24 protein-coding genes are annotated in these 22,268 nt (G+C 71.9%); 7 read left to right on the top strand and 17 right to left on the bottom strand.

Translation table 11 applies throughout. The annotated features are described in order from the left end of the window. The 10 genes from BHU15_RS38005 to BHU15_RS03970 all read right to left on the bottom strand — a co-directional run. On the bottom strand, positions 1-173 hold a 173-nt coding region (locus BHU15_RS38005), incomplete at its 3' end, for a histone-like nucleoid-structuring protein Lsr2 (RefSeq protein WP_141726761.1). 144 nt (positions 174-317) lie between these two features. Beyond that, a complete protein-coding gene (locus tag BHU15_RS04010; protein ID WP_078494238.1) occupies positions 318-851 on the bottom strand; it encodes an amino-acid N-acetyltransferase in 534 nt (177 codons plus the stop codon). Positions 852-860: 9 nt separating this feature from the next. Continuing rightward, a complete protein-coding gene (locus BHU15_RS04005) occupies positions 861-1,382 on the bottom strand; it encodes a BlaI/MecI/CopY family transcriptional regulator (RefSeq protein WP_401920253.1) in 522 nt (173 codons plus the stop codon). Positions 1,383-1,499: 117 nt separating this feature from the next. Continuing rightward, the gene (locus BHU15_RS04000; RefSeq protein ID WP_023539579.1) at positions 1,500-1,682 is read right to left on the bottom strand and encodes a hypothetical protein; all 183 of its coding nucleotides are present in this window, start codon (positions 1,680-1,682) and stop codon (positions 1,500-1,502) included. Between the two features lie 13 nt (positions 1,683-1,695). Continuing rightward, positions 1,696-2,307 (bottom strand): hypothetical protein, encoded by a 612-nt coding sequence (locus BHU15_RS03995; protein ID WP_069625880.1) that lies wholly within the window; start codon positions 2,305-2,307, stop codon positions 1,696-1,698. Between the two features lie 175 nt (positions 2,308-2,482). Next, on the bottom strand, positions 2,483-3,280 hold the full coding sequence (locus BHU15_RS03990; protein ID WP_023539581.1) for a type III pantothenate kinase: 798 nt from the start codon (positions 3,278-3,280) through the stop codon (positions 2,483-2,485). Further along, on the bottom strand, positions 3,280-4,311 hold the full coding sequence (gene nadC, locus BHU15_RS03985) for a carboxylating nicotinate-nucleotide diphosphorylase (RefSeq protein ID WP_031230171.1): 1,032 nt from the start codon (positions 4,309-4,311) through the stop codon (positions 3,280-3,282). Before nadC ends, BHU15_RS03990 begins: the two co-directional genes overlap by 1 nt. Then, positions 4,308-6,086 carry an L-aspartate oxidase gene (locus BHU15_RS03980; protein ID WP_247748554.1) on the bottom strand — a complete coding sequence of 593 codons (1,779 nt, stop codon included), beginning with the start codon at positions 6,084-6,086 and terminating at the stop codon, positions 4,308-4,310. The genes nadC and BHU15_RS03980 overlap by 4 nt, the downstream gene beginning before the upstream one ends. Then, positions 6,083-7,138, bottom strand: coding sequence for a pantoate--beta-alanine ligase (gene panC, locus BHU15_RS03975; RefSeq protein ID WP_069625879.1), 1,056 nt, complete (start codon positions 7,136-7,138; stop codon positions 6,083-6,085). The genes BHU15_RS03980 and panC overlap by 4 nt, the downstream gene beginning before the upstream one ends. After that, positions 7,135-8,076 carry a Rossmann-like and DUF2520 domain-containing protein gene (locus BHU15_RS03970; protein WP_069625878.1) on the bottom strand — a complete coding sequence of 314 codons (942 nt, stop codon included), beginning with the start codon at positions 8,074-8,076 and terminating at the stop codon, positions 7,135-7,137. The genes panC and BHU15_RS03970 overlap by 4 nt, the downstream gene beginning before the upstream one ends. 156 nt (positions 8,077-8,232) lie before the next feature. Between BHU15_RS03970 and BHU15_RS03965 the strand changes: the two genes are divergently transcribed. Further along, on the top strand, positions 8,233-9,435 hold the full coding sequence (locus BHU15_RS03965) for a threonine aldolase family protein (protein ID WP_069625877.1): 1,203 nt from the start codon (positions 8,233-8,235) through the stop codon (positions 9,433-9,435). Positions 9,436-9,489: 54 nt separating this feature from the next. Beyond that, positions 9,490-10,581, top strand: a complete 1,092-nt coding sequence (locus tag BHU15_RS03960) for a DUF5937 family protein (protein ID WP_069625876.1) — start codon at positions 9,490-9,492, stop codon at positions 10,579-10,581. 27 nt (positions 10,582-10,608) lie between these two features. Here the strand turns inward: BHU15_RS03960 and BHU15_RS03955 are convergent, their stop codons facing one another. The 3 genes from BHU15_RS03955 to BHU15_RS03945 all read right to left on the bottom strand — a co-directional run bounded on the left by BHU15_RS03955 (position 10,609) and on the right by BHU15_RS03945 (position 13,207). Continuing rightward, positions 10,609-11,211, bottom strand: coding sequence for an AAA family ATPase (locus BHU15_RS03955; protein ID WP_069625875.1), 603 nt, complete (start codon positions 11,209-11,211; stop codon positions 10,609-10,611). Beyond that, entirely contained in the window at positions 11,211-11,888 is a 678-nt protein-coding gene (locus BHU15_RS03950) for a response regulator transcription factor (RefSeq protein WP_069625874.1), read from the bottom strand. The genes BHU15_RS03955 and BHU15_RS03950 overlap by 1 nt, the downstream gene beginning before the upstream one ends. Positions 11,889-12,007: 119 nt before the next feature. Then, positions 12,008-13,207: a sensor histidine kinase gene (locus BHU15_RS03945; RefSeq protein ID WP_079127874.1), complete on the bottom strand. Its 1,200-nt coding sequence runs from the start codon at positions 13,205-13,207 to the stop codon at positions 12,008-12,010. A gap of 174 nt (positions 13,208-13,381) precedes the next feature. Between BHU15_RS03945 and BHU15_RS03940 the strand changes: the two genes are divergently transcribed. Both BHU15_RS03940 and BHU15_RS03935 read left to right on the top strand, forming a co-directional pair. Then, the gene (locus BHU15_RS03940) at positions 13,382-14,350 is read left to right on the top strand and encodes an SAM-dependent methyltransferase (RefSeq protein WP_079127873.1); all 969 of its coding nucleotides are present in this window, start codon (positions 13,382-13,384) and stop codon (positions 14,348-14,350) included. Continuing rightward, entirely contained in the window at positions 14,347-15,498 is a 1,152-nt protein-coding gene (locus BHU15_RS03935; RefSeq protein ID WP_069625871.1) for an NADH-quinone oxidoreductase subunit D, read from the top strand. Before BHU15_RS03940 ends, BHU15_RS03935 begins: the two co-directional genes overlap by 4 nt. A gap of 77 nt (positions 15,499-15,575) precedes the next feature. Here BHU15_RS03935 and BHU15_RS03930 read toward each other — a convergent pair whose 3' ends face one another. From BHU15_RS03930 to BHU15_RS03915, 4 genes are all read right to left on the bottom strand, one after another. Beyond that, on the bottom strand, positions 15,576-16,688 hold the full coding sequence (locus BHU15_RS03930; protein WP_171908305.1) for a hypothetical protein: 1,113 nt from the start codon (positions 16,686-16,688) through the stop codon (positions 15,576-15,578). A 143-nt stretch (positions 16,689-16,831) separates the two neighbouring features. Next, positions 16,832-17,806, bottom strand: coding sequence for an ABC transporter substrate-binding protein (locus BHU15_RS03925; RefSeq protein ID WP_069625869.1), 975 nt, complete (start codon positions 17,804-17,806; stop codon positions 16,832-16,834). Between the two features lie 86 nt (positions 17,807-17,892). After that, complete coding sequence (locus BHU15_RS03920; RefSeq protein ID WP_079127872.1) at positions 17,893-18,684, bottom strand: ABC transporter permease; 792 nt, start codon at positions 18,682-18,684, stop codon at positions 17,893-17,895. A gap of 3 nt (positions 18,685-18,687) precedes the next feature. Beyond that, positions 18,688-19,425, bottom strand: coding sequence for an ABC transporter permease (locus tag BHU15_RS03915; RefSeq protein ID WP_069625868.1), 738 nt, complete (start codon positions 19,423-19,425; stop codon positions 18,688-18,690). 143 nt (positions 19,426-19,568) lie between these two features. Between BHU15_RS03915 and BHU15_RS03910 the strand changes: the two genes are divergently transcribed. The 3 genes from BHU15_RS03910 (at position 19,569) to BHU15_RS03900 (ending at position 22,159) form a co-directional block, all read left to right on the top strand. After that, the gene (locus tag BHU15_RS03910; RefSeq protein WP_069625867.1) at positions 19,569-20,741 is read left to right on the top strand and encodes an ABC transporter ATP-binding protein; all 1,173 of its coding nucleotides are present in this window, start codon (positions 19,569-19,571) and stop codon (positions 20,739-20,741) included. Between the two features lie 87 nt (positions 20,742-20,828). Continuing rightward, positions 20,829-21,695: a dihydropteroate synthase gene (gene folP, locus BHU15_RS03905; RefSeq protein ID WP_079127871.1), complete on the top strand. Its 867-nt coding sequence runs from the start codon at positions 20,829-20,831 to the stop codon at positions 21,693-21,695. 5 nt (positions 21,696-21,700) lie between these two features. After that, positions 21,701-22,159, top strand: coding sequence for a nuclear transport factor 2 family protein (locus BHU15_RS03900; RefSeq protein ID WP_031230187.1), 459 nt, complete (start codon positions 21,701-21,703; stop codon positions 22,157-22,159). Positions 22,160-22,268: the final 109 nt, after the last annotated feature.

The raw sequence follows: 22,268 nt of genomic DNA, 5'->3' as shown, positions 1-22,268 counted from the left end.
CCGGTGCGACGGCCACTCTTGGTGTACGGGTCGAGCAGCCCACGGAGCTTGTCGGCATTCGCGTTCGTGAGGTCGATCTCGTAGGTCTTGCCGTCCAGCGCGAACGTGACGGTCTCGTCCGCCTCGCCACCGTCGAGGTCGTCAACAAGAAGGACCTGAACCTTCTGTGCCACCGGTTTTCCTTTCATCGAAAATGCAGTACGCCGAAAGGAAACCGCTTTTCTCAGGAAAACACAAACCCCCGGCAGAGGTTCTGTAGCACAAGAACACGGGAAACGTGCGCGATTCGGACATAGGGATCGGGGTTCTTCAGCCGCTCACAGGTGCAGAAGCATCCGGCTGTTACCCAAGGTGTTCGGCTTCACCCGTTCGAGACCGAGGAACTCGGCGACACCCTCGTCATAGGAACGCAGCAGCTCGCTGTAGACATCTCCGTCGACAGGAGTCTCACCGATCTCCACGAAGCCGTGCTTGATGAAGAAGTCGACTTCGAAGGTCAGACAGAATACGCGCCGCACACCGAGCCACCGGGCGGTCTCCAACAACTTGTCGAGCACATGGCGTCCGACACCGTCTCCCCGGAAGCGGGGATCCACCGCGAGTGTGCGCACTTCGGCGAGGTCTTCCCACATCACATGGAGTGCGCCGCAGCCGACGACCGTCGCGTCGTCGCCGCGTTCGGCGATCCAGAACTCCTGGATGTCCTCGTAAAGAGTCACGGTCGCTTTGTCGAGCAGGATGCCTTGGCTCACGTACGGGTCGACGAGACGACGGACCGCGGACACATCGCTCGTCCTGGCCCGGCGGACGGTGATGGCATTTGCCGAGGCTTTCGGATCCCCAGAGGACATGACTGGACGCTATCGCCCTGCTGGATGCTCTCGGTCGGCGCCCTCGGACGGGACTTCACCCGGCACTTCGGACGGGACTTCGGGAGGCACTTCAGGAGGCACTTCGGGGGCCGCTTCCCGCGAGGCTTCCGGCGCGGTCTCCGGTGAGGTCTCCGACGCGGCCTCGGGGATCACTTCCGGCCGGTCGCGCTGCACCATACGGACGGCGTCCTCCAGGGCGTCGCGCTGCGTCGGCGACATCATCCCGAAGAAGGCGACAAGAGCGGCGGCCGGGTTGTCACTCTTCGACCAGGCTTCGTTCATCAGCGCCGCCGCGTAGGCGGCGCGGGTGGAGACCGCCGTATATCGATAGGCGCGGCCGTCGACTTCCCTGCGTACCCAGCCCTTCTGATGGAGATTGTCCATTACGGTCATGACTGTCGTGTAGGCGATGGACCGTTCCCGCTGAAGGTCTTCGAGGACTTCCCGGACGGTGACCGGACGGTTCCATTGCCAGACGCGACTCATGACGGCGTCTTCCAGGTCTCCCAATTGGCGGGGCACATCGTCACCATAGTGCGCGATGTCCGAATGGCCGGTTATTGACGTTACAAAAAGGACGTACGACGTGGCGGAAGTCGTACGTCCTGATCTACGGCGGCGGAACCGTCAGGCGCCGGAGGGGGTGCCGCCCTGCTGCTCCACGGCCTCGGCGCGGGCGATCGCCGCGTCGACGGCCGCGTCCTCCTTCGCCTTGTTGTCCCCGCCCTGGCTCTTGACGATCGTCACGACCAGGCCGATGAAGAAAGCGGCCATCACCACGGGCGGTACGAGAGCGGATACGTAGTCCATGGCCCAAGAGTAGCTAGCCGACGGCCCGCCGCTCCGGCGGGGGCGCGGGCTTCCGGCGTGGCGGGAAGACCTCGGACGGCTTGGGCATCGGGCGCTCGGTGCCGGGGCGCCCGGGGGACGCCGGGCGGCGGGGCGGCGCGGGCTGCTTCCCCGGCGCCTTCCCGGGCTCCTCCTTGGGAGGCTCCTGGTCGGCCGCGGCGCGGCCCCCCTGGAGCGCGAGCAGCCGGGTACGGGGCGCGGGGGCGGCGGGTGAGCGGCCGGCGAGCCGGGCGCGTACGGAGTTCTCGGCGGCCCGTTGGCAGCGGTCGAGCAGCGCGGCGGCGACGGGTCGGGCGCGCAGGGTGCGCAGTGCCATGAGGTCCTCCGGGCGGGGGTCGTACCCGGCGGCCAGGGCGTCCTGGAGAAGCTCCAGATAGCCGGCGGCCGAGCCGGGAAGCGCGGCACGGTAGCGGGCGAGGTCGGCGAGGAGGAACGCGCGCAGCCTGCCCGCCTCGCGGACGGCCTCGTCCACGGATTCGGCGAGGCGCAGGCAGGCCTGGACGTCCTCGTCGGGGAGGGGAGCGGGCTGGAGGGCTACGGCGAGGGCGCCTCGGAGCACACGCAACTCGTCTGCGCCGAACGCCATGCCGCCGCGGGATCCGTAGGGCGTGGGCATGAGGTGACGATACTCACGAACCGCACAAAATCGTCTAAACGCGACAGCTGCGGCGCGGCGGCATGTCGGGCGTCACCTGGGGCGACCCGGGCCGCCCCGGTCGCCGGACGGGCCGTCCGGCGACCGGGGGTGTGACCGGCCGGAGCTACATGCGCGAGACGTTGCGCTCGTACACCAGTCGCAGCCCGATCAGCGTCAGCCAGGGCTCGTGCTCGTCGATCACCGTCGCCTCGCCGAGGATGATCGGCGCCAGGCCGCCCGTCGCGATCACGGTCACCTCGCCCGGGTCCTCGGCCAGCTCGCGGGCCATCCGGGTCACGACCCCGTCGACCTGGCCGGCGAACCCGTACACGATGCCCGACTGCATCGCCTCGACCGTGTTCTTGCCGATGACGCTGCGCGGCCTCGCCAGTTCGATCTTGCGCAGCTGGGCGCCCTTGATGCCGAGCGCCTCCACGGAGATCTCGATGCCGGGCGCGATGACCCCGCCGGTGTACTCCCCGCGCGCGCTGACGGCGTCGAACGTGGTGGCCGTGCCGAAGTCAACGACGACCGCCGGACCGCCGTACAGCTCGACGGCGGCGACCGAGTTGATGATCCGGTCGGCGCCGACCTCCTTCGGGTTGTCCACCAGGATCGGGACGCCGGTCTTGATGCCCGGCTCGACCAGGACGGCGGGGACGTCCCCGTAGTAGCGGCGGGTCACCTCGCGCAGTTCGTGCAGGACGGAGGGCACGGTGGAACAGATCGCGATGCCCTCGATGCCGTCGCCCAGCTCGTCACCGAGCAGCGGGTGCATCCCCATGAGTCCCTGAAGGAGGACGGCGAGTTCGTCGGCCGTACGGCGCGCGTCGGTGGACACGCGCCAGTGCTCGACGATCTCCTCGCCGTCGAAGAGACCGAGCACGGTGTGCGTGTTGCCGACGTCGATGGTGAGCAGCATCAGACGCTCGCCTCGCGCAGGTCGAGGCCGATGTCGAGGATCGGGGAGGAGTGCGTGAGGGCGCCGACGGCGAGGTAGTCCACGCCGGTCTCGGCGTACGCGCGGGCGTTCTCCAGGGACAGCGTGCCGGACGATTCCAGCACCGCCCGGCCGGCGACGAGCGCGACGGCCTCCGCGGTCTGGGCCGGGGTGAAGTTGTCCAGCAGGATCAGATCGGCGCCCGCGTCGAGGACCTCGCGGACCTGCTGGAGCGTGTCGGTCTCCACCTCGATCGCCAGGTCGGGGAACTGGTCCCGTACGGCCTTGAACGCCTCCGCGACCCCGCCGGCCGCCACCACGTGGTTGTCCTTGACGAGCGCGGCGTCCGAGAGCGACATCCGGTGGTTGACGCCGCCGCCGCAGCGCACCGCGTACTTCTCCAGGGCGCGCAGACCGGGCGTCGTCTTACGGGTGTCGCGGACCTTCGCGCCGGTGCCTTCGAGCGCGTCGGCCCACGCGCGCGTGGCGGTCGCGATGCCGGAGAGCCTGCACAGGAGGTTGAGCGCGCTGCGCTCGCCCGTGAGGAGGTCACGGGTGCGGGTGGTGACGCTGAGGAGCTTCTGGCCGGCCTCGACGCGGTCGCCGTCCTCGACGTGCCGCTCGACCTCGAAGTCCTCCGTACAGACGAGGGACAGGACGGCCTCGGCGACGCGCAGTCCGGCGACCGTGCCGCTCTTGCGGGCGGTGAAGTCGCCGGTGGCGACGGCGTCGGCGGGGACGGTCGCCACGCTCGTCACGTCCAGGCCGTGGTCGAGGTCCTCGCCGATGGCGACGTGCGCGATGTCCTCGACCTGGACGGGGTCGAGCCCGGCCTCGGCCAGCAGGGCGGCGAGCGCGGGGTCGAGCCCGCACTCAAGGGAGTCCTCGCCGTCGGAGCCGTCGGAACAGCCGCAGCCGTCGCCGCAGCCCCCGGCGGCGGACGCCGGGGCGCCGATCTGGATGAGCGGTACGTCCACGGCCTCGGGGCGTGGACTGTCTTCGGGCGTGCTCACGGTGACGGCTCCCTGGGGACTGGGGGATCTACGGGATGTACGGCGGGAAAAGCGGGGGTCGCTGTCCGGCTCAGCTCCAGGGCGCGGCCCGAACCGAGGCGTACGACGAGATGGCGGCGCCAGTCGGTTTCGTCCCGCTCGGGGAAGTCCTCGCGCCAGTGGCAGCCGCGGGTCTCCTCACGCTCCAGGGCGGCGGCCACGAGGACCCGGGCGACGCACAGGAGGTTGGAGGTCTCCCACGACTCGACGCCCGGCTGGGCGGGCTTTCCGGGGCCTGCGGGGTCCGCGGGACGCAGCGCGTCCTGGTACACGGCCTCCAGGGCCTCGGCGGCCACGCCCAGGCTGGTGGCGGACCTGAGGACGCTCGCGCCTTCGGACATGATCCGCTGGATCCTCAGGCGTGCCTCGGGTGCGATGAGCGGCAGCACCGCGGCGGACTCGGCCCGTGCCGCCGCGGGCCGGACGGCGGGCGGCGCGGGGCGGGGCGCCGCCGCGACCGCGGCGATGTCGGCCGCGATGCGCTCGGCGAACACCAGCCCTTCGAGCAGGGAGTTGGACGCCAGCCGGTTGGCGCCGTGCACGCCCGTGCAGGCCACCTCGCCGCACGCGTACAGGCCCGGCACGGTCGTACGGCCGCGCAGGTCGGTGCGGACGCCGCCGGAGGCGTAGTGCGCGGCGGGGGCGACCGGGATCGGCTCGGTGACCGGGTCGATGCCGTGGGCTCGGCAGGCGGCGAGGATCGTGGGGAAGCGGGTGGCCCACATGTCGGCGCCGAAGTGTCTGGCGTCCAGATACATGTTCTCGGCGCCCTGCTCCCGCATCCGGCGCATGATGCCCTTGGCGACGATGTCGCGCGGCGCCAGCTCGGCGAGTTCGTGCTGGTCGAGCATGAAGCGGACACCGTCGGCGTCCACGAGATGGGCGCCCTCGCCCCGTACCGCCTCGGACACCAGCGGCTGCTGGCCCTCCGATCCGGCGCCGAGGAAGAGCACCGTCGGGTGGAACTGGACGAACTCGATGTCGGAGACCTCCGCCCCGGCGCGGAGCGCGAGGGCCACGCCGTCGCCGGTGGAGACGGGCGGGTTGGTCGTCGCGGAGAAGACCTGCCCCATGCCGCCGGTGGCCAGGACGACGGCGGGGGCGCGGACGGCGCCGACGCCGTCGTGCTGGCCCTCGCCCATCACATGGAGGGTGACGCCGGAGGTGTTGCCGTGCTCATCCGTAAGGAGGTCGAGGACCAGCGCGTTCTCGACCGTACGCAGGGCCGCGTCGCGCACCGCGTCCACCAGGGCGCGGGAGATCTCCGCGCCGGTCGCGTCGCCTCCCGCGTGGGCGATACGGCGGCGGTGGTGACCGCCCTCGCGGGTCAGCTGGAGATCGCCGGTCTCCGAGGTGTCGAAGCGCGCGCCGGTGCCGATCAGACGGCGTACGGCGTCGGGGCCCTCGGTGACCAGGGTGCGTACGGCCTCCTCGTCGCAGAGGCCCACGCCCGCCACGAGGGTGTCGCTCAGGTGCTGTTCGGGGGTGTCGCCCTCGCCGAGCGCGGCGGCGATCCCGCCCTGAGCCCAGCGCGTGGAGCCGTCGTCGAGGCGGGCCTTGGTGACGACGACGGTCCTCAGTCCGGCCGCCGTACAGCGCAGCGCGGTGGTGAGTCCGGCGACACCGGAGCCGACGACGACCACGTCGGCGTCGATGGCCCAGCCGGGCACGGGCGCGGTGAGCTGGATGCCGGCCGGCAGGGCGGGACCCGGCTCCGGTGCGGACTCGGCGGTCACTGGGCGGCTCCGAACGTCAGGGGGATGTTGTCGATCAGCCGCGTCGTGCCGACCCGCGCGGCCACGGCGAGGATCGCCTCGCCGGTGTGGTCGTCGGCGACCTCGGTGAAGTCGGCGGGGTCCACGAGGGCGAGGTAGTCGACCGTGAAGGAGAGGCTGTCCCTGACCGCCTGGTCGAGGACGACGCGGGCCGCCGACCGTACGGCGTGCGCGCCGCAGCCGGGCGTCCGGGGCGTACGTGAGGCGGCCTGCGCCACGGCGTGGGAGTCGGCGGCGGCCCGGACCTCGCCGAGCGCGGAGAGGGCCGCCGCGCGGGCCGTGGGGGTGGGCGCGGACTCGGCGCGGGCGCGCAGCGCGTGCTGGGCGCCGAGGCGGTCGCGCGCGGCGAACAGCGCGCGGGAGAGCGCGAGCGCGGTCCGGCGTTCGGCGGTGGAGAGGAAACGGTTGCGGCTGGACAGCGCGAGGCCGTCCTCCTCACGGACCGTCGGCACACCGACGATCTCGACGGGGAAGTTCAGGTCCCGGGCCATCCGCCGGATCAGCGCCAGTTGCTGGGCGTCCTTCTGTCCGTAGAAGGCGACGTCGGGGCGGGTGAGGTGCAGCAGCTTCGCGACGACGGTGAGCATGCCGTCGAAGTGGCCGGGCCGCGCGGCGCCTTCGAGGCGCTCCCCCATGGGTCCGGCGGAGATCCGTACCTGGGGCGCGCCGCCCGGGTAGACCTCGTCGGCGGCCGGCGCGAACACGGCGTCGGCGCCCGCCGACTCGGCTGTCTTGAGGTCGTGTTCGAGGGTGCGGGGGTAGCGGTCGAGGTCCTCGCCCGCGCCGAACTGGAGCGGGTTGACGAAGACGGTGACGACGACGAAGCCGGCCGGGCCGACGTGCGCGCGGGCGGCGCGTACCAGCGCGGCGTGACCGTCGTGGAGGGCGCCCATCGTCATGACGACGGCGGTACGGACGGCGGGTGCCCTGTCCCGTACGGCGGCCGGCGCGGCGCCGTGCCGGGCGAGCAGTCCGTCCAGCTCCGCGCGCGTGGAGGCCAGTTCGAGGCTCATCGGTCGTCGCTCCCCCGGTGGTGGTCGCCGTCGGCGAGGACGTCCAGCAGGTCCTCCGCCAGCGCCGGCTTGAGCAGGCCGTGGGCGAGCGCCCGGTCGGCCGTCGTACGGGCCATCGCCAGATAGCCGGGCACGGCCGCGGGCGCGTGCTCGCGCAGCTCGGCGATGTGCGCGGCGACCGTGCCCGCGTCGCCGCGCGCCACGGGGCCGGTGAGGGCGGCGTCGCCGGAGCGCAGCGCGTTGTCGAGGGCGGCACCGAGGAGCGGGCCGAGCATCCTGTCCGGGGCCGTGACCCCCGCCTTGCCCAGCAGCTCCATGGACTGGGCGACCAGCGTGACCAGGTGGTTCGCGCCGAGCGCCAGGGCCGCGTGGTAGAGCGGGCGGGCGTCCTCCTCGATCCACTCGGGCTCGCCGCCCATCTCGATGACCAACGCCTCGGCGGCCAGGCGCAGTTCGTCGGGGGCCGTGACGCCGAAGGAGCAGCCCGCCAGCCGCTGGACGTCCACGGAGGTGCCGGTGAACGTCATCGCGGGGTGGAGCGCGAGCGGCAGCGCGCCCGCGTGCAGGGCGGGCGCCAGCACGTTCGCGCCGTACCGCCCCGACGTGTGGACGAGCAGCTGTCCCGGGCGGACGGCTCCGGTCTCGGCGAGCCCCTCGACCAGGCCGGGCAGCGCGTCGTCCGGGACGGTCAGCAGCACCAGTTCGGCGCGGGCGAGCACATCGGCGGGCGTCACGAGGGGCACGTCGGGAAGGAGGACGGCCGCCCTTCGTACGGAGGCGTCGGAGACGCCCGACGCGGCGACCGGGCGGTGCCCGGCGAGCTGGAGAGCGGCGGCCAGCGCCGGTCCGACGCGGCCGGATCCGACGACTCCGACCGTCAGCCGGGCGGGCCTGTCCCGTGGGTCACGAGGATCGGTGGGAGCTGATGATGCGTTCACGCGGTGGGGCCTTCCGTTCCAGTCCGCGACGGGTACCGGACGATTTCTCGCCATGCTACGCCAGCGTTTCGTGGCATTCCGCGACTGTCCACAGGCTGTGGGCGGCCCCGGAGAAACCGCTCGTCGGACCCGCTCGCCGTGGGCGATGATCGGTCCATGGCAGACACGAGCGAGCAGGACGAACGACGGCGGCGGCTGGCCGCCTGGCAGGCGTCGGGACGGACGTTGTGGCGCAACTCCGCCGACCGGTCCGTCGGTGAGCGGCTGGCCGCGCTGGCCGACGACGCGTCGTCGGTCTACGACCTGGACGAGTGGACGGACGTGTACGGCGGCGGGGTCGTCGCCGACCTGGAGAGCAAGGTGGCGGCCCTGCTCGGGTTCCCGGCCGCCGCGTTCTTCCCGACCGGGACCATGGCGCAGCAGGTGGCGCTGCGGTGCTGGGCGGGGCGCACCGGGAACGCGACCGTGGCACTGCACCCGCTGGCGCACCCGGAGGTGCACGAGGGCGGCGCCCTGTCGGCCGTCAGCGGCCTCCGTACGATCCACCCGACGTCCGAGCCCCGGCTGCCGACGGCCGACGAGATCCACGCGACGGACGAGCCGTTCGGCACGCTGATGCTGGAACTGCCGCTGCGCGACGCGGGGTACGTGCTGCCGACGTGGGACGAACTCGTCGCCGTGGTGGCGGCGGCGCGGGAGCGCGACGTGGTGGTGCACTTCGACGGCGCGCGGCTCTGGGAGTGCGTGACGCACTTCGGCCGGCCGCTGGAGGAGATCGCCGGGCTCGCGGACAGCGTGTACGTGTCGTTCTACAAGTCGCTGGACGGGCTGTCCGGGGCGATGCTCGTGGGGCCGTCGGCGATGGTCGAGGAGGCGCGGGTGTGGCGCCATCGGTACGGAGGGCAGGTCTTCCAGCAGTATCCGGCGGCGCTGTCCGCGCTGCTGGGGCTGGAGCGGGAGCTGCCGCGGCTGCCCTCGTACGTCGCGCACGCGCGCGTGGTCGCGGCCGCGCTGGCGGACGCCTTCGCGGAGCCGGCGGGTGCCGGGGCCGACGCGTCGCCGCCGCCGTGGTTCCGGGTGCACCCGCGGCAACCCCACACCCACCAGTTCCAGGTGTGGCTTCCGTACGACGCGCGCGTGCTGAGCGAGGCGGCGGTGCGGCAGGCCGAGGAGACGGGGGTGACGCTGTTCCGCCGCTGGTTCGACTCGGGCGCGGGGCCGCCGGGGGTGGCGATGACGGAGGTGACCGTCGGGTCGGCGGGGCTGGAGTGGACGGCGGACGACGTCCGGCAGGCCCTACGGGAGTTCCTGGCGCGCGTGGAGACGGAGCGGACCCGCGCCGACGGGCCCGCCGATTGACCGGGGCCGTCAATCGTCCGGCGCGTTGTCAGTGGCGCCGTGCAGCATGGGTGCATGAGCGTGACCATCGACATCACGGGGCTGCCCCACGAGCGGATCGTCTTCGGACCGTCCCCGCTCGCCGAGCTGGGCGCCGCCCTGCACGCCCTGTCCGAGCCCGGTCACCACGCCCGTCTCCACGGCTGGGTCACCTCCACGTCCGCCGGTCTGAAGCCCGAGCTGGCCGACCGGCTGCACGAGGCGGACTTCCTGTGGCGCTCCACCCGCGCCGACATCCTGCTGCCCGCCCGCCCCCGCGAGACGCTGGCCGAGGAGCTGGACGACCTCGACACGATGCCTGACGAGCAGTACGTGGCGGCGGCGCTGGAGATCTCCTGCGCCAGTCAGTACGACACGGGTGTGCCGTCACCGCTGGTCGACGCCGGGACGCGCGGGCGTGTGCTGGAGCTGGCGGCGGCGCGCGGGCCGCGCCAGTCCGCGTTCATCCGGCGCATGCTGGCCGACCCGCCCGCCGTCCGGGCGTGGATACGGCGGCTGCTGGAGGACTGCGACGAGGCGTTCTTCGCCGACACCTGGCGGCGTGTACGGGTCCAACTGGCCGCCGACGCCCGGCACAAGACCGAGCTGCTGCGGCGCAAGGGCCTCGCGGAGGCCGTCGCCGCCGTCTCGTCCGCCGTGTGTCTCCAGGAGACGGGCCCGGTCACCGCCGTCGTCGTGGACAAGCTCTCCTCGGGCCGCACGAGCGCCGCCGGATCGGGCCTGACCTTCCTGCCGACCGCCTTCGGCTGGCCGCATCTGCTGGCGCTGCACGCGCCCGGCTGGCAGCCGGTCGTGCAGTACCCGGTGGGCAGCCCGGAGCCGTCGGGCGGCGCGCCCTCCGTGGAGGAGGTCACGTTGCGCCTGGAGGCGATCGCGCATCCGATGCGGATGAGGCTCTGCCGGAGTCTGGCCCGTGGCTCGTACACGACGGGCGAGCTGGCCGACACGTACGGGATATCGGCCCCGGAGGTGTCCCGGCATCTGTCCGTCATGCGCAAGGCCGGTCTGCTGACGACCCGTCGCCGGGGGCGCTATGTGCTGCATCAGTTGGATGTGACCATCGTGGCCAGGCTCGGCAGCGACTTCCTTGAGGGCGTGCTGCGCTGACGTCCCGGCGCCCCCGGCAGCGCGTACTCAGTCGAAGCGGATGTGCTTGACGCCGGTCCAGGCCCGTCGCAGCCGGTGGCGGAGCGCGCCGTCGGTGTTCGGGGCCAGCCGCAGCCCCGCCGACGCGGCGACGGTGTCGGCGACCTGAGGGACCGTCACGTCGTCGGTACGGATGTGCTCGCCGAACTCCGGCCGGGACAGCCGCTCCAGACAGTGGTCCAGCTTGGCGACGGCGAAGCTCTCCCGCTTGAGCCCGAGCCCCAGCCCGCGTTCGGTGAGCCTCTTGAGGACGGTCTCCCGCCCGGCGAGCAGCGCGAAGTGGCGTACGTCGTGGCCCTCTTCGCGCAACCGGCCGATGATCTCCTCGAAGTAGCCGCCCTCGACGAGCGTCATGGGCGCGATCACCGTGCCCTCGTGCTCACGCAGCACCAGGTCGAGCACGTCGTGGACCCCCTGCCGCCAGGCGGGCAGGTCCTGGAAGTCCCCCCGGAGCCCTGCGGGCATCATGCGGTGCAGCCCGAACCCGACCCGCTCGGGGTCGCAGATCACGCTGCCCGGCAGCCGCCGCGCGATCTCGTGCGCGGTCTGCGTCTTCCCGCCGCCGAAGGGCCCGTTGATCCACAGGAGCATCAGAGGGCGCCGCCCCCGGCGCGCACCAGCCCCGACTCGTACGCGAGCACCACGACCTGCACCCGGTCGCGCAGGGCGAGCTTGGTGAGGATCCGGCCGACGTGCGTCTTCACGGTCGCCTCGGAGAGCACCAGCCGGGCGGCGATCTCGCCGTTCGACAGGCCCTGGGCGACCAGCAGCATGACCTCGCGTTCGCGGCCCGTCAGCCGCTCCAGCGCGCCGTCGGCAGCGTTGCTCTCCTTGGCGCTCGGCAGCATCGCCGAGAAGCGGTCGAGCAGCCGCCGTGTCGTGGACGGCGCGACGACCGCGTCCCCGCTGTGCACGGCGCGGATCGCGGTCAGCAGCTCGGACGGCGGCACATCCTTGAGCATGAAGCCGCTGGCGCCCGCCTTGAGCCCGGAGAAGGCGTACTCGTCGAGGTCGAACGTCGTCAGGATGAGCACCTTGGGCGCACCGGGCTCGGCGCAGATGCGCCGGGTCGCCTCCACGCCGTCCAGTCGCGGCATACGTACGTCCATGAGGACGACGTCCACGGCCGTGGTGCGCAGATTGTCGATCGCCTCCGCGCCGTCGCCCGCCTCCGCGACGACCTCCATGTCCGGCTGTGCGGCCAGCACCATGCGAAAACCGGTGCGCAGCAGCACCTGGTCGTCGACGAGCATCACGCGGATCGACATCGGCGGGTTCCTTGTCCGTTGGGTCCGGCAGTCGTAAGTCCGGCAGTCGTAAGTCCGGCAGTCATGGGTCGGTGGCAGGTCGCGTTCGGTACGTGGTTCAAAGCACGGGCTTCAGCGGCTCAATGCGCGGGCTTCAGTGGAAGCAGCGCGCTGATCCTGAAGCCGCCCCCCGGCCTCGGCCCCGCGTCGAGCGTGCCGCCGACCATGCCGACCCGCTCCCGCATCCCGATGAGACCGTGCCCCCGGCCGTCCGCGCCACCGTCCACGTACAGCTCGTGGCCCGCGCCGCGCCCGTCGTCCTCAACCAGAAGTCCGAGCCCGTCGTCGAAGTAGACCAGACGCACACTGGCCCCCACATCGGGTCCGCCGTGCTTGCGGCTGTTCGTCAGGGCTTCCTGCACGATCCGGTACGCGGTCAGCTCCACGCCGCTCGGCAGCGACCGGGGGGTGCCCTCGACCTTGAAGTCCACGGTGAGCCCCGCCGACCGCACCTGCTCGACCAGATCCTCTATCTGCCGGACGTCGGGCTGCGGCACGTACTCGCCGCTCTCCTTGACGTCCCCGGTCCGCAGCACACCGAGCAACCGGCGCATCTCCGCCAGCGCCTGCCGTCCGGTGCCGGAGATGGTCTCCAGGGCCTGCCTGGTCTGCTCGGGCGCGGTGTCCAGGACGTAGGCGGCGCCGTCGGCCTGCACGACCATCACCGACACGTTGTGCGCGACGACGTCGTGCAGCTCACGGGCGATCCGCGCGCGCTCCGCGGCGACGGCCACCTTGGCCTGCGCCTCGCGCTCCTTCTCCAGCCGGGAGGCGCGCTCCTCCAGCTGGGCGAAGTAGGCACGGCGCGTACGTACGGAGTCGCCGAGCACCCAGGCGAGTACGAAGGGCACGGCCAGCACGACGGTGAGGAAGATCTGGCCGGCGAAGCCGGCCTCGGGCGTGGGCCAGCGCAGCTGCGCCAGCGGCGCCGCGGCCAGACCGCCGATCAGCCCGAGCTGGACGGCCCAGCGCGGGCCGCCCCGCGCCGAGACCGTGTAGATGAGCGCCAGCATGGCGAAGTCGCTCGGATTGGACGGCACGTCCGCCAGGAGCTGCACCACTCCCAGCACGGCGACGGCCAGCAGCATCTTCTCGGGGGCCCGTCGCCGCAGTACGACGGTGAGCGACACCAGCAGGACGACCACCGTGGAGACGGCGGCGTGCGGGGTGCCGTCCGCCTCCGTCCCGACCCACAGCGCGGAAAGCCCGACGAGGACCACAGCCCAGAAGCTGTCGACGCCCGTCGGGTGTCTGCGGAGAAAATCGTAGAGGCGCTGCACGTAACCCAGCGTAGGGAAGCGGAAGAGGTGGAAGGGTCAACCGGAGGGCCGATCCGGTCGGAGGGAACGTACTCCCCAAGGTGGAGACTTGCCACTGTGACGGATGAGACGTGTCAGTGCCACGAGGCCCACGCGGCTCCGTGCGCCGTGGAGCCCCGCCGCTGGGCCGCGGCCATGGAGAGCGCACTCTACGGCCCCGAGGGCTTCTACCGGCGCCCTGAGGGCCCTGCGGGGCACTTCCGCACCTCCGTCCACGCCTCCCCGCTCTTCGCTTCGGCCGTCGCGGGGCTGCTGGTGGCGACCGCCGAGGCTCTGGACACCGACGAGGTCGCCCTGGTCGACGTCGGAGCGGGGCGCGGGGAGCTGCTGACGGGGGTGCTGGCCGCCGTACCGGACGGGCTGGCCGTGAGGCCGTACGCCGTCGAACGCGCCGCGCGCCCGCCGGGGCTCGATCCCCGCGTCGAGTGGACCGACAGGCCCCCGCCGGGTGTGCGGGGGCTGCTGTTCGCCAACGAGTGGCTGGACAACGTACCGGTGGACGTCGCCGAGACCGGGCCCGACGGGACGGTGCGGTACGTCCTGGTCGGCCCCGACGGTACGGAGCGCCCCGGCGCCCCCGTCGAAGGCCCGGACGCCGACTGGCTGGCGCGCTGGTGGCCGTTGACGGAGCCGGGGACGCGGGCGGAGATCGGCCGCGCGCGCGACGAGGCGTGGGCCGCCGCCGTGGCGACGCTGGACCGGGGGCTGGCGGTGGCCGTCGACTACGCGCATGTACGGGGCGAACGGCCGCCGTTCGGGACGCTGACCGGGTTCCGGGACGGCCACGAGGTCCGGCCGGTGCCGGACGGCGGCTGCGACATCACCGCCCATGTGGCGCTCGACGCGTGCGCGGCGGCGGGCGACGTCCCCGACGGCACGGCCGGCGCGGGCTCCTTCGTACTGAAGCAGCGCGAGGCGCTGCACCGGCTCGGCGTCAGCGGTGAACGCCCGCCGCTGACCCTCGCCGTGAACGACCCCGCCTCCTACGTACGCGCGCTCGCCGCCGCGGGCGAGGCAGCCGAACTGACCGCGCGCGGCGGCCTCGGGGACTTCGGCTGGCTGCTGCGTCCCGTGGGTACGGCTCTGAGAGACTGGGCCGCATGACGGAGACCACCCGCACGACGGTCGGCATCGGCGGCGCGGCCGAGAGCACGGACATGGTGCTCAACATCGGGCCTCAGCACCCCTCCACGCACGGTGTGCTCCGACTGCGGCTGGTGCTCGACGGCGAGGTGATCCGGGAGGCCGAGCCGGTCATCGGCTATATGCACCGTGGCGCGGAGAAGCTGTTCGAGGCGCGCGACTACCGCCAGATCATCATGCTGGCCAACCGCCACGACTGGCTGTCGGCGTTCTCCAACGAGCTGGGTGTGGTGATGGCCGTCGAGCGCATGCTCGGCATGGAGGTGCCGGAGCGCGCCGTCTGGACCCGGACCCTGCTCGCCGAGCTGAACCGGATGCTGAACCATCTGATGTTCCTCGGCTCGTACCCCCTCGAACTGGGCGGGATCACCCCGGTGTTCCACGCCTTCCGGGAGCGCGAAGAGCTGCAGGCCGTCATGGAGGAGGTCTCCGGCGGCCGGATGCACTTCATGTTCAACCGCGTCGGCGGTCTCAAGGAGGACCTGCCCGCGGGGTGGCTGGGCCGCGCCAGGCACGCGGTCGCCGAGGTCCGTTCGCGGATGGACGTGTACGACAGGCTGGTCCTCGGCAACGAGATCTTCCGGGGCCGGACCCGGGGTGTGGGGGTCCTGACGGCCGACGCCGTTCACGCGTACGGGGTTTCGGGGCCGATCGCGCGGGCCTCGGGCGTGGACTTCGACCTGCGCCGCGACGAGCCGTATCTCGCGTACGCCGAACTCCAGGACACGCTCAGGGTCGTCACCCGCGAGGAGGGCGACTGCCTGGCCCGCTTCGAGTGCCTGCTGGAGCAGACCCACAACTCGCTGGACCTCGCGGACGCGTGCCTGGACCGGATCGCGGACCTGGAGCCCGGTCCGATCAACCAGCGGCTGCCGAAGGTCCTCAAGGCGCCCGAGGGACACACGTACGCCTGGACCGAGAATCCGCTCGGCGTCAACGGCTACTACCTGGTGTCGAAGGGCGAGAAGACGCCGTACCGCCTGAAGCTGCGCTCGGCGTCCTTCAACAACATCCAGGCCCTCACCGAACTGCTGCCCGGCACGCTGGTCGCCGACATGGTCGCGATCCTCGGATCGCTGTTCTTCGTCGTCGGCGACATCGACAAGTAGCGCCCGGGGGATCACCGGGGCGGGGCCGGGGATCCTTCACCTGTCACGCGGTCGGGCGGGGCTTCGCGAACGCGCCCCTAGGAGCCGATGGCGCTGCGCAGTTGGCCCAGTGGCAGCGGCTCGGTCTCGTCGTGCTCGGTCAGGTCGATGACCTGGCCCACCGCCCGGTCATCGGCCCTCTGCTGGACGGCCAGGGCCTCCTCGCCGGCCACGTCGGCGAGGTCCTCGCGCTGCGCCCGCTCCAGCTGCGCGGGCTCGGGCCGGCCGGACCGGGTGTCCTCGGCGGGCGCGTCGGCCGTCTCGGGGCCGTCCTTCTGCGTACCGAAGAAGTCGAACCCACCCTCGGGGCCCCGCTGCAACCGGTGGCGCCGGTTGTACGGGACGATCGCCGACGCGCCGGGGTGCGGACGGGTCGCGGGCAGGGACGACGTCGGGCGGGACTTCAAAGGAAGCGGGGACGAGGTGCGCGTGTGTTCGCCGGCCGCCTTCCGCCGTTCGGCCTGCTCGGCGCGCGCCTTCTCCTCGGCCCGCGCCGCCTGCTTCGCCCGCTCCTCCTGCGCCGCGGCCTCGCGGGCCGCGCGCGCGGCGAGTTCACGCCGCCGGGCCTCTTCGAGGATGCCCCTCGTGTGCTGCGCGGCGCCGTTGCGCGTCAGGTCCTCCAGCGCCTGCGCGGCGCGGAAGTACACCGACGCGGTGGGCGTACTGCCCGCCGGCGGCAGCGCCTTGGGCTCGCGGGCCGCTTCGATCGCGAGCTGACGGGTACCTTCCAGCGCGCTGGCGCGCGCCGTCTCCGCCGTCGCGTACCGGCGCAGCAGCGCGGCGTGCTCACCGCGCAGCTTCGCGAGTTCGACCCGCTTGGCACGCAGCTTGCTGTCGAGCCGGGTGCGAATCTCGCGCGATTCCTCGACGTCGGCTTCGAGTTCCGCTATTCGCTCCTCGGTCTTCCACTCCTCGCTCACCTGCGCGCGCAACAGCTCCGCGACGCGCCGGCCCGCCGCCCGGTCCCAACTGCGCATCAGATAGGCGCCGGTGACGGCGGCGGCAGCGGTGACCGCCACCAGACCGCGAAGCGCCACGGGCTCCGCGAGGAGCCAGGCGCCCGCGGCGCACAGGGCCGCGGCCCCGGCTACGGCCGACGGCGGCAGAATCCTGTGGAGGGGCGGGGAATGGCGGTGGCGTCCACGTGGCATGGCCCGAAATTTACCGCGCGTCGACGCGGAATGGGGGTCGGCCGGACAATCTTTCCCCGTCCGTTGCCGACTCCACTCCCGCCCCTCCACTTCCCGTCGGACTTCCCGTCGGACTTCCCGTCCGACTTCCCCCCGGTTCCTGCCTACTTGCCGATCAGATCCTTGGACTCCAGATACTCCTTGGCGACATCGGCGGGCTTCGCGCGCTCCGCGTCGACCTTCAGGTTGAGCTTCGCGAGATCCTCTGTCGTGAGGGTGTCGGTGAGCTTGCCGAGAAGGTCCGCTATCTCCTGAGAACCGGCGTCCTTGGCATTGACCACGGGAAGTACGTTGTCCGCGTTCTGGAGCTTCTTGTCGTCCTCCAGGACCACCAGACCGAAGCTGTCGAGCGTGCCGTCGGTGGTGGTGCTCAGGACCAGTTGGTCCTTGCCGTCCTTGACCGCCTGCTTGGCCTGGGGAGTACCGACACCCTGCGGGTCGATACCGGTGACGTCGATCCCGTACGTCTCCTTGAGACCGGGCGCGCAGAACGGCCTGACCTCGCACTCGTCGCCCGCGGCGATCTTGACCTTGAGCTTCGAGGCACCCAGATCCGAAAGGGTCTTGAGGTTGTTCTTCTCGGCGTATTCCTTGGTGACCGCGAAGGCGTTCTGGTCGACGGCCTTGCCGGCGGGGAGCACCTTGAGTCCGCGCGGCTCGGCCAGCTTCCGCAGGGCGGCGACCGTGGCGTCCGCGTCGCTGGAGGCGAGCGGCTTCTTCACGGCCTCGTCCGCGCCGTTCACCTTGGCGTTGAGGAATTCGGTGAGCGTCGCCGCGTACTCGGGGACGACGTCGATCTCACCCTTCTCCAGGGACGGCTCGTACAGCTCGCGGTTCTTCACCGTGGTGACGGAGGCGTCGTATCCGCCGTCACCGAGGATCTGCGCGTACAGCTCGGCGAGCACCTTGGACTCGGTGAAGGCCGCGGCACCGACGACGAGGGAACCCTTCTTGTCGGAGCCTGAGCCCTTGTCCGAGCCGCCGTCCGATTCCAGGCTGTCGCCGCCGCACGCGGCGAGCGACCCGGTCAGGGCCACTACGCCGATTACCGCACCCGCCATGCGCGAGGTCTTGCTCATGAGAATTCACCATCCGTAGAGGGGGCCTGCGAAGGAGGCCGGAAAAAGTCGGTCGTCACGCGGTCGTTGATGCGCACGTCGTCGTGTCACACGGTCTTCTTCACCCGGTCCTGTGGGAGCGCGTCATCGGTACGGAGCGCGTCGCCCCCGGCGCTGTCCGCGGCCTTGTCCGCCGCGCCGTCGCGCGCGCCGGGCACCGTTGCCCGCACGGCGGCCGGGGACGGGGACGGGTCGAGCACCCGGTGCACCGCGACCAGTACGCCTTCGACGACCAGCGCGAGCAGCGCCACCAGGAGCGCGCCCGCGACCACCTGAGGGGTGTCGTACGTGTTGAACCCGGCCGTGATGATCCGGCCGAGGCCGCCCTGCCCGACCATCGCCGCGATCGTGGCGGTGGCGACGACCTGGACGGACGCCGACCGCAGGCCGGTCATCACCATCGGGTACGCGAGGGGCAGCTCGACCCGCAGGAAGAGCTGGCGGCCGGACATCCCCATGCCCCTCGCGGCTTCGAGCACCGCGCGGTCCACCTCCCGCATGCCCACGTAGGCGTTGGTCAGCAGCGGCGGCACGGCGAAGAGCACCAGCGCGACGATCGTCGGCACATAGCCGGCGTTGCGCAGCGGCGAGAGCATGAACAGGGCGAGCACCGCGAAGACCGGCACCGCCCGCCCCACGTTGGAGATGTTGATCGCCAGCGCGCCGCCCTTGCCGATGTGCCCGAGGTAGAAGGCCGTCGGCAGGGCTATCGCGCAGGCGAGCGCGAGCGCGATCCCGCTGACGTACACATGCTCACCGAGCCTGGTCAGCGCCCCGCTCTCGCCGGACCAGTTGGACCCGGTCATCAGCCAGGTCCACGCGTCGCCCAGAACACCCATGGGTCAGCCCCCCACCTTCACGGCGCGGCCGGGCCGGCCCGTGCGCGCCGGGCGGGACGCGCGGCCCTCGCCCGTACGTATCCGTGTCCAGGGCGTCAGCAGTCGCTGGAGTCCGAGGAGCAGCAGGTCGGCGGTGATCGCCAGGAGCACACACAGTACGGAGGCGGCGAGCACCTGCGCCTTGAACAGACTGGGCAGCGCGTCCTCGATGAGATTGCCGAGTCCGCCGCGCCCGACGATCGAGCCGACGGTCGTCAGCGCGATCGTGGAGACGGTCGCGATCCGGACGCCCGCCATCAGCGCGGGCAGCGCGAGCGGCAGCTCGACCTCCCAGAGCAGCCGCCCGGAGCCGTACCCCATCCCGCGGGCCGCTTCCCTCGCCTCCGCGGGGACCGATTCGAGGCCCGCGATGATGTTCCTCACAAGGATCGTCAGCGAGTAGAGCACCAAACCCGTGATCACCAGCGCGGACGACAGCCCGAAGAACGGCAGCAGCAGCGAGAACATCGCCAGCGACGGGATCGTGTAGAGCAGGGTCGTCAGTCCGAGCACGGGGCCGGCGAAAGCCGGTTTGGTGCGGGCGAGCAGGGCGAGTGGAAAGGCCACGAGCAGCCCGATCAGGATCGAGACGACGGTGATCCAGATGTGCTGGACGGTCGCATCGATCAACTCCTGGCTACGTGAGCGGAGATACTCTCCACAGATCCATTCGTTCGCCGCCAGACAGCTTTGAGTGCTCATCCACCCCCGCCTCCCCTATCTCTCCGAACGTATGTCTGGTGTCTTTGTCTGGGCGACCCTATCCCCGACCACTGACAATCGCGGAAGGCCGCCACATTCCAGCAACATTGCCTTCACACAAGACCCGTCACAATGGGGAAATCATGATCCGATTCGAGCACGTCACCAAGCGCTACCCGGACGGCACCACGGCCGTCGACGACCTCAACCTGGAGGTCGGAGCGGGCGAGCTGGTCACGCTCGTCGGACCGTCGGGCTGCGGCAAGACCACCACCATGAAGATGGTCAACCGGTTGATCGAACCGACCGAAGGCCGGATATTCATGGACGGGGACGACATATCGACCATCGACCCCGTCCAACTCCGCCGCCGGATCGGCTATGTGATCCAGCAGGTCGGCCTGTTCCCGCACAAGACGATCCTGGAGAACACGGCGACCGTCCCCCATCTCCTGGGCTGGCAGCGCGACAAGGGCCGGGCGCGCGCCGCCGAACTCCTCGACCTGGTCGGCCTCGACCCGTCGGTCTACGGCGACCGCTACCCCGAGCAGCTCTCCGGCGGACAGCGCCAGCGCGTCGGTGTGGCCCGCGCGCTGGCCGCCGATCCGCCGGTCCTGCTGATGGACGAGCCCTTCGGCGCGGTCGACCCCGTCGTACGCGAACACCTCCAGAACGAGTTCCTGAAACTCCAGGCCGCCGTCAACAAGACCGTGCTCTTCGTCACGCACGACATCGAGGAGGCGGTCCGGCTCGGTGACCGGATCGCCGTCTACGGGCAGGGCACCATCGAGCAGTTCGACGCCCCCGCCGCCGTACTGGGCGCGCCCGCCACGCCGTACGTCGCCGACTTCGTCGGCGCGGACCGCGGTCTCAAGCGGCTCTCGGTCACCCCGATCGAGGAGGGCGACCTGGAGCAGCCGCCCGTCCTGCATCTCGACGACCCCCTGCGGGCCGCGTCGGCGAAGCTTTCCAAGGAGGGCGCGCGCTGGGCGGTCGTCCTGGACGCCGAGGACAATCTGCACGGCTGGATCTCCACCGAGCAGACCGGCTCCTCGGGCACCGTGCGGGAGCACGCCCGTCGCATGGAGGCCTGGCTGCCCGTCGGCGCCTCGCTCAAGCAGGCGTTCTCCACGATGCTCCAGCACGACGCCGGCTGGATCGCGGTCATCGACAAGGAGGAGACGGGGCGCTTCCTCGGCGTGCTGACCCCGGCCCGGCTGCACGAGGCGCTGCGCCGCTCCATCGACGCGGACGCGCACGCGATCCCCCGCACCGAGGTGGAACTGGAGACCGTCGCCCAGATCGCCACGCCCTGACCGCGCCCCCGCCCGCGCCGCCCTCGCGGGGCCGTCCCCCGCACGGTGCGGGGCGGCGGGGGCACGTACGGGCCTAGGGTGGGACGTATGAGTACGTTGCGCGCACAGGGCGGAAGGGGCACGGTCGAGGGCCTCCCGGAGTGGGACCGCTGCGCGGTCATGGGGGTCGTCAACGTGACGCCCGATTCCTTCTCCGACGGTGGCCGCTGGTTCGACACCACCACCGCCGTCAAGCGCGGCCTCGACCTGGTCGGCGAGGGCGCCGACCTGGTGGACGTCGGCGGCGAGTCGACGCGTCCCGGCGCCCCTCGGGTCGACGAGGACGAGGAGCTGCGGCGCGTGGTGCCCGTCGTGCGGGGCCTGGCCTCCGAGGGCGTCACCGTCTCCGTGGACACCATGCGGGCCTCCGTCGCCGAGCAGGCCGTGGCCGCCGGCGCCGTCCTGGTCAACGATGTCAGCGGCGGTCTCGCGGACCGGGCCATGGTGCCCGCCGTCGCCGCGGCGGGCGTGCCCTTCGTCGTGATGCACTGGCGCGGCTTCAGCCAGGACATGAACAGCCGCGCGATCTACACGGACGTCGTCGCCGAGGTGGTGGCCGAACTGCGCGAGCGCATGGACGCGGTGATCGCCGGCGGCATCGCCCCCGAGCGCCTGGTGATCGACCCCGGCCTCGGCTTCGCCAAGAGCGCCGAACACGATCTCGCGCTGCTGGCCCACCTCACGGACCTGCGGGCGCTGAACAGGCCCCTGCTGGTCGCCGCGTCCCGCAAGCGGTTCCTCGGCCACGTACTGGCCGGTGAGGGCGGACCGCCACCGGCGCGCGAGCGGGACGCCGCCAGCGCCGCCGTGTCGGCGATCGCCGCGCACGAGGGCGCCTGGGCGGTACGGGTGCACGAGGTACGCGCGACCGCCGACGCCGTCCGCGTCTCGCGCGCCGTCGAGGGAGCCCGGTGAAGAGCCTGCCGAGCGGAACCGACAGGGAACAGGTCGACGCCCTCAACACGGCCTTCTACGAAGCCATGGAGCGCGGCGACCTCGACGCGCTGTCCGAGCTCTGGCTGGCGGGCGACAACCCGGGCGTCAGCTGCGTCCACCCGGGCTGGCAGGTGCTCTCGGGCCGCGGCGAGGTGCTGCGCTCGTACGCGCTGATCATGGCCAACACCGAGTACATCCAGTTCTTCCTCACGGATGTCGTGGTCTCGGTCGCGGGCGACACCGCCCTCGTGACCTGCACCGAGAACATCCTCAGCGGCGGCCCTGCCGAGGAGAGCGGCGCGCTCGGCCCGCTCGTGGGCCAGCTCGTGGTGGCGACGAACGTGTTCCGCCGCACCACCGAGGGCTGGCGGCTCTGGTCCCACCACGGCTCACCCGTTCTGGCCGAAACCAACGACGAGCAGGACGACGAAACTCCCGCCTGATTGGGTATGCGACGTACGAGGGCCGGTCCCGCGCCGCTGGTGCTACCTGCGGTTCCCGGAGTCGCGGGGCCCGTCGCGGTCGCTGCCCGCGGCGCCCGAGGCCCCCACG

Origin of the sequence: Streptomyces niveus (assembly GCF_001723055.1) — a bacterium.
Taxonomy (GTDB): domain Bacteria; phylum Actinomycetota; class Actinomycetes; order Streptomycetales; family Streptomycetaceae; genus Streptomyces; species Streptomyces niveus.
This window is presented reverse-complemented; position numbering and strand designations above follow the sequence as displayed.

Excerpts from the sequence above, each read along its gene's own strand:
- BHU15_RS03910 (WP_069625867.1), top strand. The coding sequence starts at position 19,569 with ATGATCCGATTCGAGCACGTCACCAAGCGCTACCCGGACGGCACCACG.
- BHU15_RS03940 (WP_079127873.1), top strand. The coding sequence starts at position 13,382 with ATGGAGAGCGCACTCTACGGCCCCGAGGGCTTCTACCGGCGCCCTGAG.
- BHU15_RS03995 (WP_069625880.1), bottom strand. The coding sequence starts at position 2,307 with ATGGCGTTCGGCGCAGACGAGTTGCGTGTGCTCCGAGGCGCCCTCGCC.
- BHU15_RS03915 (WP_069625868.1), bottom strand. The coding sequence starts at position 19,425 with ATGAGCACTCAAAGCTGTCTGGCGGCGAACGAATGGATCTGTGGAGAG.
- BHU15_RS03930 (WP_171908305.1), bottom strand. The coding sequence starts at position 16,688 with ATGCCACGTGGACGCCACCGCCATTCCCCGCCCCTCCACAGGATTCTG.
- folP (WP_079127871.1), top strand. The coding sequence starts at position 20,829 with ATGAGTACGTTGCGCGCACAGGGCGGAAGGGGCACGGTCGAGGGCCTC.
- BHU15_RS03990 (WP_023539581.1), bottom strand. The coding sequence starts at position 3,280 with ATGCTGCTCACCATCGACGTCGGCAACACGCACACCGTGCTCGGTCTC.
- BHU15_RS04010 (WP_078494238.1), bottom strand. The coding sequence starts at position 851 with ATGTCCTCTGGGGATCCGAAAGCCTCGGCAAATGCCATCACCGTCCGC.
- BHU15_RS03950 (WP_069625874.1), bottom strand. The coding sequence starts at position 11,888 with ATGTCGATCCGCGTGATGCTCGTCGACGACCAGGTGCTGCTGCGCACC.
- BHU15_RS03965 (WP_069625877.1), top strand. The coding sequence starts at position 8,233 with ATGGCAGACACGAGCGAGCAGGACGAACGACGGCGGCGGCTGGCCGCC.
- BHU15_RS03935 (WP_069625871.1), top strand. The coding sequence starts at position 14,347 with ATGACGGAGACCACCCGCACGACGGTCGGCATCGGCGGCGCGGCCGAG.
- BHU15_RS04000 (WP_023539579.1), bottom strand. The coding sequence starts at position 1,682 with ATGGACTACGTATCCGCTCTCGTACCGCCCGTGGTGATGGCCGCTTTC.
- BHU15_RS03920 (WP_079127872.1), bottom strand. The coding sequence starts at position 18,684 with ATGGGTGTTCTGGGCGACGCGTGGACCTGGCTGATGACCGGGTCCAAC.
- panC (WP_069625879.1), bottom strand. The coding sequence starts at position 7,138 with ATGAGCCTCGAACTGGCCTCCACGCGCGCGGAGCTGGACGGACTGCTC.
- BHU15_RS03955 (WP_069625875.1), bottom strand. The coding sequence starts at position 11,211 with ATGCTCCTGTGGATCAACGGGCCCTTCGGCGGCGGGAAGACGCAGACC.
- BHU15_RS03960 (WP_069625876.1), top strand. The coding sequence starts at position 9,490 with ATGAGCGTGACCATCGACATCACGGGGCTGCCCCACGAGCGGATCGTC.
- BHU15_RS03925 (WP_069625869.1), bottom strand. The coding sequence starts at position 17,806 with ATGAGCAAGACCTCGCGCATGGCGGGTGCGGTAATCGGCGTAGTGGCC.